Here is a 14295-nt window from a genome sequence, read left to right as displayed (position 1 = left end):
GGTCAAAGGCGACCGCGCTCGATGCGATGGCGCTTGGTATCCGCGCGCGCAAACCAGGGGAGCCGAAAGCGGAGGCGAAGGATGTCGGCACATAGACGAGATGAATATATTGAGCCTGTGGTGCGACGGGGAGCAAGCCGCTGGACATGGACAGTCGCCTCGCGCACCTTCTTCGTCCTCGCACAAGATGGCGATACGAGCGGGCAAAACACCTTCTTGAAACGACAAAGATGTCGCTGGTCGAGGTCGACATTGCGAGCGGCTATGTCGATCAGGCGCATATGATCCGCTTCTTCAAACGCTTCGCGGCCACACCGCCCGGCCGCTTCAGGCGCGACAATTCCTGATACGCGCAGGCGTGCCGAATCTGGGTGGACGGGTGATGCGCGCTGATGACGAACGCACTCTGCGGCGCTTCGATCAGTTTGCGAGAAGCGGCCCTTGAACCGTAAGCGTGGTCTGAAGCTTTCAATTACCCATAAGTCGTCGTGAGCCGGATTCCGGCTACCGCAAGCGTATTGATGCTGCTGAGTCTGGAGGATAGCGCGGACAGCATGGGTTCCAGGCGACACGCGAGCGCGCTCTCAACGCATATGGTCGGAAGACCGTGATGTCGGGCCGAACGAACCTCCATCGTCACGCGGGCATCCGGCATGATAGGAAGCGTGATCTTTTAACGTCACGGGGCAAGCATGACCGATAAGGACGGATTGAAGACGGACGTGATCGAACAACTGAGTGAACTCAGCGAGATGGCTCATCGCGGTCGTTCGAGCATCGTGAACACCGGTCCCATCATGGTCATCTGGGGGGTGGCGATCATGGTTGCCGCATTGTCCGAACACTTATCGCAACACTCAACTTATACCATTGCTGCGTGGATTGTGCCGGTACTCCTTGCCTATCTTGTCAGCCTGTTTGCAATCCAGCTCTCTCGCTCTGACGGGCGGGCAGTTACCTGGCGGTCCCGCGCATTGCATCGCATCTGGGTCGCGGCCGGCGCGGCGATCGTCGTCTTCAACATTGGCGAGGAGCTTCATCGAGCAGGTCTGCAATCCGAATCCGAAGCAGCGACTGCGCTAATTCTTGCCGTCGCAGCTATGGCTACAGGGGAACTCGCGAACCGGAGGATGCTTTCCTATATCGGCATTGGCTGGATGATGGTTGCTCTCGCCCTGTTTTCAGCTGCCAGCGAAAACGCTCTTTTACTCATCCTGGCGCTCGCGGCTGCGGTGCTACAGATCGTCCCCGGCCTCTTCTTGCTTCGTGAAGAATGGAAAGCATAAGCGCGCCGCTCGAACGGATCGACGAGACGGTGCACGGTCGTATCCGCTTGGGCGTACTTGCCTATCTCAGCACCGCCGGCTGCGCGGACTTCATGACGCTCATCGAGGTAACCCGGACCACAAAGGGCAACCTTTCCAGCCACTTATCTAAGCTCGAAGCAGCTGGTCTAGTGCGAATGGACAAGACGTTCGTCGATCGCAAGACGCGAACCACCATCAACATGACGCGGACGGGAGAACAGGCTTTTACCGAATATCTTGCGGCGATGAGAAATCTTTTGGATCAGCTCTCTCAATAGAGTTTGCAAAACAAACCGGTCTGAAATAGCAATCCTAGAACGTTGATTCGGGAGGCTACCTGTCGATGTCGTCTCCGTTGTTCAGACCCGAAGCAATGAATCATCGACGGCAGCGTCTTGAGGGTGAAGTTACGCTGACGCGTTCGCTTCCGCTGTCGGTCACTATCGGCCTGCTCACCGCCATCACGATTTTCATCGCGACGTGGGCGATCATGGGGCACTATTCGCGAACCGAGACCGTTACGGGGTCGCTGACTCCCGAAGGCGTGCTGTCGAAAGTCTATGCGGACAAGCCTGGCCAACTCAGGTGGCTGGGCGTGAAGGATGGCGACATCGTGCGACAGGGACAACCGATCGCGACGATTAGTACCGAGCAAGCCTTGGAGGGAGGCGCCTCCCCTGATGATCAGCGACTTTTTTCGGTAGCCGAGCAATCGCAACTGACCAACCGCGAACTCGGCTATGAGGACGACCGCGCGAACAAGGAACGCGTTCGGCTGACACGCCAAATCCGAGACCTCGGCGCGGAGCGCGCACAGATGTCCTCTCAGATCGACCTCCAAAAACAGGCGGTGACGTCCACGCGCACATCATTCGATGCGATGACGGCACTGGTCGATAAAGGCTTTGAAAGCCGCACCCAATACGAGCAGCGCCGGCAAACATGGCTGGCTGCGGCGACACAACTTCAAGCGTTAGTTCAACAGATCGCTCAAATCGATGAACGACGTAGCGAAGCAGAATCAAGCCTCGCTAAACTACCCTCCGACCACGCAAACAAGATCGCCGATCTTCACAACAGTCTCGACACCCTGGTGCAACACCGAATCGATATTGAAGGTGCGCGCTCCTTCACTATCACCGCGCCAATCTCCGGTCGTGTGACCGCCGTTCAGGCAATGGCAGGTCGCAGTACCGATGGCCGACTGCCACTCCTGGCGATCGTGCCGCAAGGAGCCGCAATGCAGGCCACGCTTTATGCGCCGTCCCGCGCGATCGGCATGGCCCGGATCGGGCAGCCCGTGCGGTTGATGTATGATGCCTTTCCCTATCAACGCTTTGGCTCATTTACCGGTCATATCGTACGAATTTCTCACTCGGTGCTGGCACCGAACGAAGTGGATACGCCAGTCAAACTGGATGAGCCCGTCTACGAGGTAGGCGTCGCCCTTGATAATCAGAAGATCAACGCGTTCGGTGAGGAACTCCCGCTTGAACCGGGGATGACGCTCACTGCGGACGTAATCCTCGACAAGCGCTCTTTTCTCGACTGGGTGCTGGAGCCGATCCGGGCAATAAGGGAGCGGTCATGAACGACGCGGTGCTCGCGCTAGCGCGACGAGGCCGCACCCCGATGATCCATCAGGATGAAGCGTCCGAATGCGGCCTCGCATGCTTGGCGATGATTGCTTCACATTATGGTCACGAAGTCGATCTACTCGCTTTAAGGGCGCGTTTCGGGGTCAGCATCAAGGGCATGACCCTCACCACGCTCCTCCGCATCGCAGAAAATCTTCAGCTTGATACCCGACCATTGCGCTGCGAACCTGACGAACTCGATGAAATCGTGCTTCCGGCGATTTTACACTGGAGCTTCAATCATTTCGTCGTTCTGACCCGCATCCACGGACGAGGAGAGGGCCGACGCTACACGATTAACGATCCCGCCGGCGGCGAACGGATCGTAGGCGCAGCCGAGATGTCGGCACACTTCACCGGCGTTGTGATCGACGTGACGCCTTCGCTCGCGTTCAAACCCCGACGGGAGCGGTCGAAGCTATCGCTTTGGCAGTTGTGGAGTAGAGCGCCCGGCCTTGGAGGAGCACTTGGTCGCATCCTCCTGTTGTCGCTGCTCATCGAATTATTCTCACTCGCCGCGCCTTTCTATCTTCAAATCGGACTCGACAGCGTCATTCCCTCGCATGACCTCGATTTTCTAACCGCGTTAGCAATCGGCTTTGGGACTCTCGCCATTCTTTCGCAGGTGACCAGCTTCGTGCGGAGTTGGGCCATTGTCGGGCTATCCAACGAACTCGGCTACCGGATCGTCTCCAATCTATTCCGGCATCTCGTGCGACTGCCCGTGGGCTGGTTCCAGAAGCGATCGGTGGGCGACGTCCTGACCCGTTTCAATGCGTCTCAACCAATTACCGAACTGCTCGGAAACGGATTGGTCCAAGCTGTAGTCGACGGAATCATGACGATTGTCACGTTGATCCTGATGCTGGTCTACTCGCCGCTGCTGACGGGAGTCACCGTGGCCGGGCTCCTGCTCTACATCGTCATCCGCTATGCGTACTTCGGCGTGCTCAGGATGCGTAACGTCAGCGTCATTCAAGCGCAGGCGCGTGAGCAAGCGGTGCTTATCGAGACGATCCGCGGCATCGTTCCGATCCGCCTATTTGGTCGGGAGCAGGATCGTTTGCGGGTTTGGCAGGCGCGCCGTGCTTCCGTCGTCAATGCCAGCGTAGGCATTGCTCGTTTACAGGCGGTTTTCTCAAGCGCCAATACTGCCGTCATTGCGGTCGAGAATATCCTGTTTGTCTACATAGCGATCCGGCTCAACCTCGCCGGTGGCTTCACCGTTGGAATGATAACCGCGTTCGGCGCTTATAAGCAGCAGTTCCTTTCGGCGAGTCTCAATGTCGTCGGCAAGATCGCAGACTATAGAATGCTTGATGTCCAACTCGGGCGCATCGGCGATATAGCGCTGACTCCGAAAGAGCCTGCCGCTTCGTTTACTTCGCAATCGAGCGCAATAAGAACAGTTGAGTTACGCAATGTTCGCTTTGCATACGGACCCGGAGAACCACTTATCCTCGCTGGCACAAATCTCGTCATCAAGGAGGCAGAAACTTTAGCTATTACTGGAGCATCAGGTAGCGGAAAGACAACCCTTCTGAAAATTCTTCTCGGTCTGCTATCGCCTATTTCGGGGGAAGTCCTCGTCAACGGCAAACCGCTCACGGGCTCGGACCTTGCGACATATCGTGACGGGGTCGGCTCGGTGATGCAGGATGACACGCTCTTCGCCGGCTCGATCGCGGAGAATATCGCTTTCTTCGATCCTCAGATCAGCCAAGAGCGCGTCGAGGAAGTTGCACGTCTCGCGATCATCCATGACGATATCATGGCGATGCCGATGGCATATGAGTCCCTCGTCGGCGACATGGGTTCGGCATTGTCGGGTGGCCAGAAGCAGCGCGTGCTCCTTGCTCGCGCGCTGTACCGTAGGCCTCAGCTTCTCGTAATGGACGAGGCCACCGCTCATCTCGACATCACAACGGAAGCGAAGGTGAATGCTTCAATAAAGAGCTTGGGGATGGCTCGTGTAATTGTGGCTCATCGCCCAAGTACTATCGCTACTGCTGATCGATGCGTAATGATCGGCCGCAGTCCCCATAATTCACTTTATCAAGAGGAGATTCACAAAGAAATGCCGAGTACATAAAATTTATGATTTAAAAATATAGAAATTTGGCCAGTTTGATTGGAGAGTGACAATGCGTCCTTTGAGCATTCTTGAACTCGACTATGTGTCCGGCGCCGATAAGTATGTCAGTACCAATGATTTCAACGTAGTTGGTGCCTCGACAGCGGACATGAACAAATTTAGCCTGTCTTTGCAGTATCTGCAAAATTCCTCAATTGCGTCGCAAGCGCTCAACGAAGCTATCGGAACAACGGTCGTTATTGTTCACGATGGGCATGACGAAACTCTTGCTGACGGCACGATACATTGGGACCCGGATTCGGCTCTGGATCTAGGTAATGGAAACGTGCAGAGTGCTGCGCTCGGCTTCTTGCATGAAGTTGGCCATGATGTCGAACAGAACGGGCATGATACGTCCGCCGATTCGCAGTATGATACAGTCGGCGATCGAATCGTCATCACTCAGCTGGAGAATCCCGCAGCGGACCAACTGGGCGAACCGACCCGGGCAGATCACAGCGGGACCGACGTCAATAACAATGATCCAACCTACTCTCACACGCCGGCCGATGATACCGGCAATGGGAATGGAAACGATCCATATGACTCGGGTCAAACTGGGGACGGCGGCAGCGGTGACGGCGGCGATGGCGGTGACGGCGGTGACGGCGGTGACGGCGGCGACGGCGGCGACGGCGGCGACGGCGGCGACGGCGGCGATGGCGGCGACGGTGGCGACGGTGGCTACCAGGGTGACGAGCCGGATTACGGCTGAGTCACATCTCTTCTTCAGCTAGCGGCGACCCCGCCTTCAAGATTTTGATCTGGATTGCTAGCGTTGAAGCGGGAACAATTTGCGTAGAGCTGAATAGGACGTCGCAAGTGTTTCCGGTATCAGAAGCCAGAAATTGATACCGGAAGCGCCTCATCCGATTGTTGCCGATACGATCGTCGAAAGCACAGATTGGATCTTGTTTGGTAATATCTATGCAGAGGAGCACACCATGAGTCTCTTTCAAACTGCGGTAATTGGAGTTTCTGCCATGAGCATGACTGCGCCTGCCACCACACCATCGGAAGCCCAGGTTTCTGTCATCGAGCAATCTATCGGAAAGACACTCATGTTGCCGAATGGCGCCAAGCCCCTTTCCAACTACGATAGGCATTATTTTATCGATCCGAAGCAACCAGATATCATTAGAGCCCAGTTTCAACAGGCTAAATCAGATGGCAATGGGCGAGTGATATTAGAGAGAGATACGAAATTTTACATATTCGATGGCGGCAAATCCATTATAAATCTATTCTACTACGGCAAGGAAAATCCTAAAAATAAACTGATATTTGGAGGTAGATAGAGATTAGCTTCATTGATGAGAACTGGCTGAGGCTATTTTTAGCCTCTGCCATCATCGTGATGTTTATAACTTTCTCGGATTCTAGATGAAAATTACGACGTTATCTTTGATATCTATGTCATTTCTATGTAGTGTGGATGGCAGGGCTGCGGCCCCACCGTCTGTCGGCATTTTTATATCTCAATCCGAAGTGACGAGTGTGCCAGAGCAGGCAAACCATATCACTCTACCTATCCGAATGGGATCGGAAGTCTATAATCTCGCTGCTATGATCTATACGCCTTTCGGCTCCGGACCATTCCCGTTGGTCATTATCAACCACGGCACACCTTCTGAGAAGTCAGACCTTGCAGGCCGAAAGATTGGCTTCGGTAAGGCGGCGCGGTGGTTCGTTTCGAAGGGCTTCATCGTCTTGGTTGTGCTCCGACCTGGCTTTGGCGCCTCTGAAGGCGCTTATCTGGAAGGCGCCGGCCCTTGTGACCGCCTGGATTATATCGCGGGTGGTCGCCGTACCGCTGCGGTCGAGACGGCGATTGCCAAGAGCGCCGCGCAGCTTCCCGGCGTCGACCCACATCGAATCATCATAGTTGGGCAGTCGGCTGGCGGGTTCGGCGCCGTAGCGCTGGCAGACGAACCGCCGCCAGGGGTGATAGGCGTCATCAGCTTTGCAGGTGGCCGCGGTAGTAACGGCACGGGGCACATATGCGAGGGATCGTCCGAACTGATCCATGCTATGTCGGTCTTCGGGAAGCACAATCGACTGCCGCAATTGTGGCTATACGCAGAGAATGACCGCTACTTTCCTCCGGTGCTCGCCAAGTCGATGCATTCGGCGTACAGCACCGCATCTTCATCACCAGTTGTTTTTGCGCTGTTATCGTCATTCCGCGATGATGGCCACCGCACGTTGGCAGATGCGGATCCGTCAAGCTGGACACGAGAAGTTCAGCGCTACTTGGATTCCATTCTACAGTCGCCTTGATCCACTTCGGTAACGTACGCCACCTCGGCCAAATGTCCGACGCCGGACAATACAGAGGAGACATCAATGAAAAACTTTATCGGCGTTGTCGTATTCGCGGCCGCAAGCGCAGCCTCTGCCGGCCCCTTGCCCCCGCCGCCACCCTATGTGAGCGCTGCGACCAAAACCATCATGTCGTTACCTCCGGAATCGGATGCGTATCGCAATCTATTCGCGTCTGACCTGACGGTCGAGGAGAACGGCGTTCTGATTGGACAGGGAGTCGATAAATGGATCTCGATGCAATCAGGCTGCGCCCACAAACCCAATGTATTGGGATACTCTTCCGGCTGGAAAGGAGACCTAGGTACTCTTCTCATTATCGACACCTTCGACAGCGTTCGACGCGATAATTTACCTGCTACGATGATTGCCGATCCGCGCCCAGTTACCCGATCGACCTTCTACCAGTTCGGCGCAGACGAGAAGATACATCGCATCAATGTCTCATCTGTGATGAGCTTTTGGAGAAAGCCGTAACCAAGCCATTGAACTGATGGGGCGTATCCACCCATCAGTTCAATGGCAAAACGCTTTAATCCGGCGCTACGGCACGGATGCTCCTGCGTAGGGATCATAACTTCGGGGCGCTGGAGGCGCTGGATTGGCGGGTGTGTTTCGCGGCGTCTCCGGCTGGGGAATCGAGGGGCTGATTCCAGCTTGGGGCGCCCTCGATCCGGACACGGTCGCAGTCACGCCGGCCACGATGCTCGAAGCCCCGAAGATAACGAAACAGCCGAGTATCACGGTCACGCTGCGTCGATAGTGTATTCGCCCGGATAACATCATCAAACCGATCCACGCGATCGCCATCACCGCGACCGTCATTGCAACGGTACCGAGCAAGGTGCCCTGTAACCACTGCACTGCGGCGACCAGCGGGCTCGCTCCGGTCGGATCGGCAAGAGAAGCTGAGAAGTGTTCCACGATGCTACCTTGGTGAAAACGCGTCAGGACTCTCTCCCGGATGAACCCGAGATCGCGAGCGCGAACCTCCTTGAAATTGAGAGGAAGCCACACGTCACGATGCCGTCAATCACAGCGGGCGACCCCTCGGTTTAGAGACAAATATATCCATATTGAATGCAATTTCATCAAACTGTTAATATTGGACAGGCTGGGAAACGTGATGTTCTCAGCATATTTTGAATAATAATATGAATGAAGTGATTTATTTTCTATAATGTGGAGTAGCTCGTTGAACACTCTTTCTTACTGTGCTCTATAGATTTGAGGGGACTCATTCAGGGGCGGTCATGATGCAGTTGAAGGCGGCATGGATTGTTGTGATCGTGATGTCAGCCGTAGCCGGCGCGACCGCGGCGCGCGCGACGGAAACGATCACCTACACCTATGATGCCAAGGGACGCCTGACCAAGGTCGTCCATAGCGGCACGGTCAATAACGGGGTGACCGTCGACTATACGCACGACAAGGCGGATAACCGCGCCAACGTCAAGGTATCTGGCGCACCGTAAAGGGGCGCTCTCGGGCGCACACCCCATAGTCGGTATTTCAATCAACAGAGGTGGGTATGAAGGATTCGGTTGCCGCTGGAGGTACGCCCGTGCGCGCCCATTTGATGCGATTTGCCCTCTCGACGGCGCTCTGCACCGGTGTTGCCGCCCCGGCGTTCGCCCAGACCAGCCAGGCGGCGCCCCCTCCACGCTATAACAATGTCGACGACCTCGGCATCGACCTGACGACGGGGCAGCCGAACATCAGCTTCACGGAAGGATCGATCGGTCCGGCCAACGGCGGCATTGCCTTCACCAGGACCTGGACGTCGGGAGCGGGATGGACGGATAACTGGACCGGCGGGGCGTTCAGCAAGACGGTTGGCGGCATCACCACCTGGTATGTCGAACGTGGCGATCTTTCGGAGGCGTTCATCCAGTCAGGCAGCACCTTCACGAACCAGCAGGGGACCGGTTCGACGCTTGGTGGTGGCCCCGCGAACCTGACCTATACCGCTGCCGATGGAACGGTCACGACGTACACCAGCTATAATATCGACGAGACCGGTTATGTGGTGAATCTCGCCTCTTGTGCCGGCGATCAGGGCACGTGCCTGCTGCCCAGCAAGATCGTCAAACCAAATGGCCTGACCTACACTTACGTCTGGAACAGGGTGGCGCGTTGCCCCAACGGAACCGCCGGCTTCAATTGTGGCGGCAAAACCTATTACAGGTTGACGAGCATCAGCAGCAGTGCGGGGTATCAGCTCGCTTTTACCTATTCGAGCAGCGCGATCACGGGCGCTGCGCCGTCGACCGGATGGTTCATCAAAACGAGCGCGCAATACAGCAACACCAAGACCAGCTGTGGAAGCAGCTGCCCCTCAGTCACTTATCCGGCCTCCACCGACTATGTCGTCGTGGACCCCGCTGGAAGGCAATGGCAATTTTCCGGCTATGGCGGGCCGTTGTCGAAAATACGCAAGCCCGGCAGCACCAGCGACGATGTCACGATTGCCTATGACGCAAATTCTCGCGTTTCCTCGGCCAGCGTCGTCGACCTTGGGACATGGACATATTCCTTCTCGGATGTCGGGACTGTGCGCACCGCGGTGGTCACCGATCCTTTGGGGCACACCAGGACAATCATATCCAATATGACCGTCGGTCGGCCCACCTCGGCGACCAATGGCGAGGGCAAGACGACCACATACAGCTACGGCACGAACGGCCTTCTGCAGAAGGTGACGGCGCCGGAAGGAAATTACACGCAATATAGCTATGACGCCCGCGGTAATGTCACCGAGCTGCGGCAGGTGGCCAAGGCGGGATCGGGGTTGAGCGATGTGGTGAGCACGGCGGGTTATGACGGAACCTGCTCAAGCGTCGCCAAGTGCAACAGTCCGAACTGGACGAAGGATGCCAACGGCAATCAGACGGATTACAGCTACGATCCCGCCACCGGGAATGTCCTCACCGTTCAGGCGCCGGCGGCAAGCACCGGCGGCACACGGCCAACCACGACCTACAACTATACGACGGTCAATGGCGCGCAGGTCCTTGGAGGCACCTCGACCTGCCTTGCCGGCGCGAGCTGCGCCGGCACGGCGAACGAGCTGAAGACCAGCATCAGCTACAATGCCAACAGCTTGCCGGCGACCGTGACGAAACAGGCGGGCGACGGGTCGATCGTCGCCACCACGACACTTGGCTATGACAGTATCGGCAATGTCACCAGCGCCGATGGCCCCCTCGCGGGAAGCGATGACACCATCTATTATCGCTACGACGCCGATCGCGAACTGGTGGGTATCGTAGCGCCCGACCCAGACGGTGCCGGGCCGCTCGTTCGCAAGGCGCGGCGCAATACCTACGATGTCAGGGGGCGGGTGACCCTGGCCGAGATCGGCACCGTCACCGATGCAAGTGACGCGGCGTGGAGCGCCTTTTCGACGGTGCAGCAGATTGCCACCACCTATGATGGCGGCGACCGCCTGCTCAGCCAGGCGACGAGCGCGAGTGGCACAACCTATGCGGTGACACAGAACAGCTATGACCACCAGCGGCTCGATTGTACCGCAGTCCGGTTGAACAGTGCGGCATGGGGCTCGCTACCGGCATCCGCCTGCACGTTGCAGACCGCCGGTAGCGCAGGTCCTGATCGCATCGTCAAATATACGTACGACAATGCCGACCGGCAGACGAAAATCACAACGGCTTACAGCACCGCGGATGCGTCGGACGACGCGACGATCACCTATAGCAACAACGGCAGGCAGGCGACGGTAACCGATGCCAACAGCAACGTCACAAGCTATGCCTATGACGGGTTCGATCGGCTGTCGCGGACATGCTTCCAGGTGACGACAAGCGCAGCCTGCGCCGGTGGACCTGCGGACTATGAGCAAATAGGCTATGATCCCAACGGCAATGTGCTGAGCCGGCGCCTGCGGGACGGCAAGTCGATCGGCTTTGGTTACGATGCCCTCAATCGACAGATCTCGACGACCTTCAATAATCCGGTCGACGTTACGGATTCGAATGTCACGTACAGCTACGATCTCCTGGGCCATCTGTTGCTGGCGCAGGACGGCAACGGGCACAAGACGGGCTACGGCTACGACGCGCTAGGGCGCGCGACGAGCGAGGTCGGCGCCTGGGCGACCCTGGCGAGCCAGTATGATGTGGCCGGCCGGCGAACCCGGTTGACCTGGGGGGACGGGTTCTTCGTGACTTATGAATATGATACAATTGGCAACATGACCGCGATCCGTGAAAATGGCGGGTTTCTGCTCGCAAGCTATGGCTACGACAATCTCGGGCAACGCGTCTCGCGGGCACTCGGCAACGGTACGTCGACGAGCTATGGCTATGACAACGTCTCGCGACTGACCGCATTGAACCTCAATGGCGGCACGCAACCGAATGCAATGACCTTCGGTTTCAATGCGGCAAGCCAGATCACATCGCGAACGGCGACAAACGATGGATTCGCCTGGACGGGGGCGACGAATATCGATCGCCCGTATAGCGCCAATGGCCTCAACCAATACACCGCCTCGGGAAGTGTGGCGCCGACCTATGATGGTCGCGGCAATCTCATAACAGGCGGTGCATCTACCTATCTCTATAACAGCAAGAACCAGCTCTCCGGCGCGAACGGCAATTATATCTATTATGATCCGGCGGGCCGGATCGACCAGGTGACGCAGTCGGGACTGACCTGGGATTGGGACGGCAGCGCGCTTGTGGCCGAGCACCAGGGCGGCGTGATCGCGAAACGTTACGTGCACGGCGCTGGCGTGGATGAGCCGCTCGTGGCCTATAGCGGCGCCGGTACCGGAAGCCGCACCTGGCTCGACGCTGACGAGCGCGGTTCGATCGTCAGGGTCAGCGACGATGCCGGTAACGCAGTCGCCGTGAACACATATGACGAATATGGCATCCCGGGCAGCGGCAACGCAGGGCGGTTCCAGTATGCCGGGCAAATCTGGCTATCGGAGCTGGGGTTCCAATATTCCAAGGCGCGAATGTACTCGCCCACGCTTGGCCGGTTCATGCAGACTGATCCGATCGGATATGCCGACGGCGTCAATTGGTACAATTATGTTGGCAGCGACCCGATCAACAGCGTCGATCCGCTCGGGTTGCAGACTTGCCCCCACAAAGGCAATAGGGCTGCAATTGGATGCGAGGTGGTTGTGCAGCCGGCGGTAACGCCGGATGGTAACGGCGGAAATTTCGGTGATGGCAGCGGACGTTCCGTCATTCTGAATGGGACCCTAGGGCACGGCGGAGTTGGAGGGGGCGCAGCTTTAGCAGGAGGCGGTGTGGGTGCGAGAGCGTCGCAAAAGCCGAAGCCGTTCTCATGCGCCGATGCGATGAAGCAGGCTGGAAAGATCAAGGCGAGCAGCGTTGGCCTGACGGCTGTCGGAGCAATCGGCCTACTGGGCGGGGTGGGCACCTGGAAGAATCTGAGCACTGGTGCGCACGGCTACTATAGGTTCTTGGGCTTCGGTGCAGGTTTGGCTGTGGGGGGCACATTCAGCCCGCAACTATATTCGAGTATATCGGCTTTCACTGGTATGTCTGACGGCATTTCGGCGGGCTTCTCAGCGCCCATACCGCTTTTGAATTTGAGTATTGGCTTAGGGTATGCGAGTTCATCGAATGATTCTGGGACGGGTTCCGGTCTGTCCATTGATCTAGGTTCTGCGTCGCTTCCTTCGGTTGGTGTGGTGGCGACGTATACAGATACCGAGATATTCGGATGCACGAACAAGTAGGATTTTAGGCATCATGAACTACCAGTTGCTATTTGTAGGATTGTTCGGGGCCGTCGTTATTCTGCGAGCCGCTGTTATCGGCAGTCTGACACCTGACGGGAACGGGATTCGACGTGAGGACGGCCCGGCACTTTTCTGGGTGGTGCTTTCGTTTGCGATATTGCTCGATATTGTCTTTTTTATTTTCGCGTTCGATGTGTCATTGGCCGGAAAGATATTGAGCGCGATCCGATAATCAAGGGGCAGTAGCCTACCGAAGTTGTGTCGTAGCTCCTGCTGATGTACTCGCCCACGCTTGGCCGATTCATGCAGACCGATCCGATGGGATATGCCGACGGCGTCAATTGGTACAATTATGTTGGCAGCGACCCGATGAATAGCGTCGATCCGCTCGGATTGCAGACCTGCCCTCGCAAAGGCAACAAAGCTGAAATTGGATGCGAGGTCGTCATGCAGCCGGCGGTAACGCCGGATGGTAACGGCGGAAATTTCAGTGATGGCAGCGGACGTTCCGTCATTCTGAATGGGACCCTAGGGCACGGCGGAGTTGGAGGGGGCGCAGCTTTAGCAGGAGGCGGTGTGGGTGCGAGAGCGTCGCAAAAGCCGAATGACGATCCCAACTGTAAATTGGCCCTGACTCAAGATGGGGACATTGCCTTCGAGGCCACCACAGGATCGTTGGTTGTCCTAGGCGGAATTACCGGATCGCGAGGGAGTTTCATCAACCTGCGAACCGGAACAACCGGGAGTTTCTTTTCTGTTGGCGCTGGCGGAGGGGCAGATATCGGGACAGCGGAAGTTGTGGGAACAGCATCGAGCCTGGCGCTATTGAATCAAGGCGGGGCCTCCTTCAACGCTAGTGCGGGAATTGCGACATTCTCTGCAAACGGATCGCTCGGTAAGGGAGGTATAACTCCTGCTGGGAAGAGCGCCGGACTGGGTCTCGGAACGCTCAAGGTAGGCCTCTCCCTCACTGCTTCGGGGACTCGCCTTTATGACTGTAAGGTGCGAGGAGAATGAGCCGGGCCGGCATTCTAGGCGTTCTAGTCCTGCTCATCGCGGGGTTGGTATTTCTACCTCGTATCTGGAACTCGGCTAGGAACGGTCCCGATCTAGGTGATCCATCAGCGTTCGTTGGATGCTATGGCTCGGGTC

General features: G+C 57.0%; 14 protein-coding genes. 13 read left to right on the top strand and 1 reads right to left on the bottom strand.

Annotated elements, in window-relative coordinates:
* Positions 1 to 230 precede the first annotated feature (230 nt).
* From NDN01_RS26005 to NDN01_RS18080, 9 genes are all read left to right on the top strand, one after another.
* Positions 231 to 347, top strand: a complete 117-nt coding sequence (locus tag NDN01_RS26005; protein WP_443025138.1) for a hypothetical protein — start codon at positions 231 to 233, stop codon at positions 345 to 347.
* Between the two features lie 345 nt (positions 348 to 692).
* Positions 693 to 1286, top strand: coding sequence for a hypothetical protein (locus NDN01_RS18115; RefSeq protein WP_272623135.1), 594 nt, complete (start codon positions 693 to 695; stop codon positions 1284 to 1286).
* Positions 1274 to 1585 carry a winged helix-turn-helix domain-containing protein gene (locus NDN01_RS18110; RefSeq protein WP_272623134.1) on the top strand — a complete coding sequence of 104 codons (312 nt, stop codon included), beginning with the start codon at positions 1274 to 1276 and terminating at the stop codon, positions 1583 to 1585. The genes NDN01_RS18115 and NDN01_RS18110 overlap by 13 nt, the downstream gene beginning before the upstream one ends.
* 77 nt (positions 1586 to 1662) lie before the next feature.
* A complete protein-coding gene (locus tag NDN01_RS18105; RefSeq protein ID WP_272623133.1) occupies positions 1663 to 2898 on the top strand; it encodes an HlyD family secretion protein in 1236 nt (411 codons plus the stop codon).
* On the top strand, positions 2895 to 5036 hold the full coding sequence (locus NDN01_RS18100) for a peptidase domain-containing ABC transporter (protein WP_272623132.1): 2142 nt from the start codon (positions 2895 to 2897) through the stop codon (positions 5034 to 5036). The genes NDN01_RS18105 and NDN01_RS18100 overlap by 4 nt, the downstream gene beginning before the upstream one ends.
* A gap of 52 nt (positions 5037 to 5088) precedes the next feature.
* The gene (locus NDN01_RS18095; protein WP_272623131.1) at positions 5089 to 5793 is read left to right on the top strand and encodes a hypothetical protein; all 705 of its coding nucleotides are present in this window, start codon (positions 5089 to 5091) and stop codon (positions 5791 to 5793) included.
* Between the two features lie 133 nt (positions 5794 to 5926).
* Entirely contained in the window at positions 5927 to 6376 is a 450-nt protein-coding gene (locus tag NDN01_RS18090) for a hypothetical protein (protein ID WP_272623130.1), read from the top strand.
* A gap of 268 nt (positions 6377 to 6644) precedes the next feature.
* A complete protein-coding gene (locus NDN01_RS18085; RefSeq protein ID WP_272623129.1) occupies positions 6645 to 7358 on the top strand; it encodes an alpha/beta hydrolase family protein in 714 nt (237 codons plus the stop codon).
* A 66-nt stretch (positions 7359 to 7424) separates the two neighbouring features.
* On the top strand, positions 7425 to 7877 hold the full coding sequence (locus tag NDN01_RS18080; RefSeq protein WP_272623128.1) for a hypothetical protein: 453 nt from the start codon (positions 7425 to 7427) through the stop codon (positions 7875 to 7877).
* A 66-nt stretch (positions 7878 to 7943) separates the two neighbouring features.
* Here NDN01_RS18080 and NDN01_RS25900 read toward each other — a convergent pair whose 3' ends face one another.
* Entirely contained in the window at positions 7944 to 8264 is a 321-nt protein-coding gene (locus NDN01_RS25900; protein ID WP_443025256.1) for a TrbC/VirB2 family protein, read from the bottom strand.
* A 389-nt stretch (positions 8265 to 8653) separates the two neighbouring features.
* On the opposite strand from NDN01_RS25900, the gene NDN01_RS18070 reads away from it, so the two are divergent.
* The 4 genes from NDN01_RS18070 to NDN01_RS18055 all read left to right on the top strand — a co-directional run bounded on the left by NDN01_RS18070 (position 8654) and on the right by NDN01_RS18055 (position 14160).
* The gene (locus tag NDN01_RS18070) at positions 8654 to 8875 is read left to right on the top strand and encodes a hypothetical protein (RefSeq protein WP_272623127.1); all 222 of its coding nucleotides are present in this window, start codon (positions 8654 to 8656) and stop codon (positions 8873 to 8875) included.
* A gap of 89 nt (positions 8876 to 8964) precedes the next feature.
* Positions 8965 to 13140 carry an RHS repeat-associated core domain-containing protein gene (locus tag NDN01_RS18065; protein ID WP_272623126.1) on the top strand — a complete coding sequence of 1392 codons (4176 nt, stop codon included), beginning with the start codon at positions 8965 to 8967 and terminating at the stop codon, positions 13138 to 13140.
* Positions 13141 to 13153: 13 nt separating this feature from the next.
* Positions 13154 to 13375 (top strand): hypothetical protein, encoded by a 222-nt coding sequence (locus tag NDN01_RS18060; RefSeq protein ID WP_272623125.1) that lies wholly within the window; start codon positions 13154 to 13156, stop codon positions 13373 to 13375.
* A 71-nt stretch (positions 13376 to 13446) separates the two neighbouring features.
* Positions 13447 to 14160: a hypothetical protein gene (locus NDN01_RS18055; protein ID WP_443025137.1), complete on the top strand. Its 714-nt coding sequence runs from the start codon at positions 13447 to 13449 to the stop codon at positions 14158 to 14160.
* The last annotated feature ends 135 nt before the right edge of the window (positions 14161 to 14295 follow it).

It is taken from the genome of Sphingomonas sp. QA11 (assembly GCF_028473665.1).
GTDB lineage: Bacteria > Pseudomonadota > Alphaproteobacteria > Sphingomonadales > Sphingomonadaceae > Sphingomonas > Sphingomonas phytovorans.
This window is presented reverse-complemented; position numbering and strand designations above follow the sequence as displayed.

Coding starts and splice junctions, on each gene's coding strand:
- NDN01_RS26005 (WP_443025138.1), top strand. CDS start 231: ATGTCGCTGGTCGAGGTCGACATTGCGAGCGGCTATGTCGATCAGGCG.
- NDN01_RS18115 (WP_272623135.1), top strand. CDS start 693: ATGACCGATAAGGACGGATTGAAGACGGACGTGATCGAACAACTGAGT.
- NDN01_RS18110 (WP_272623134.1), top strand. CDS start 1,274: ATGGAAAGCATAAGCGCGCCGCTCGAACGGATCGACGAGACGGTGCAC.
- NDN01_RS18100 (WP_272623132.1), top strand. CDS start 2,895: ATGAACGACGCGGTGCTCGCGCTAGCGCGACGAGGCCGCACCCCGATG.
- NDN01_RS18095 (WP_272623131.1), top strand. CDS start 5,089: ATGCGTCCTTTGAGCATTCTTGAACTCGACTATGTGTCCGGCGCCGAT.
- NDN01_RS18085 (WP_272623129.1), top strand. CDS start 6,645: ATGATCTATACGCCTTTCGGCTCCGGACCATTCCCGTTGGTCATTATC.
- NDN01_RS18080 (WP_272623128.1), top strand. CDS start 7,425: ATGAAAAACTTTATCGGCGTTGTCGTATTCGCGGCCGCAAGCGCAGCC.
- NDN01_RS18070 (WP_272623127.1), top strand. CDS start 8,654: ATGATGCAGTTGAAGGCGGCATGGATTGTTGTGATCGTGATGTCAGCC.
- NDN01_RS18060 (WP_272623125.1), top strand. CDS start 13,154: ATGAACTACCAGTTGCTATTTGTAGGATTGTTCGGGGCCGTCGTTATT.
- NDN01_RS18055 (WP_443025137.1), top strand. CDS start 13,447: ATGCAGACCGATCCGATGGGATATGCCGACGGCGTCAATTGGTACAAT.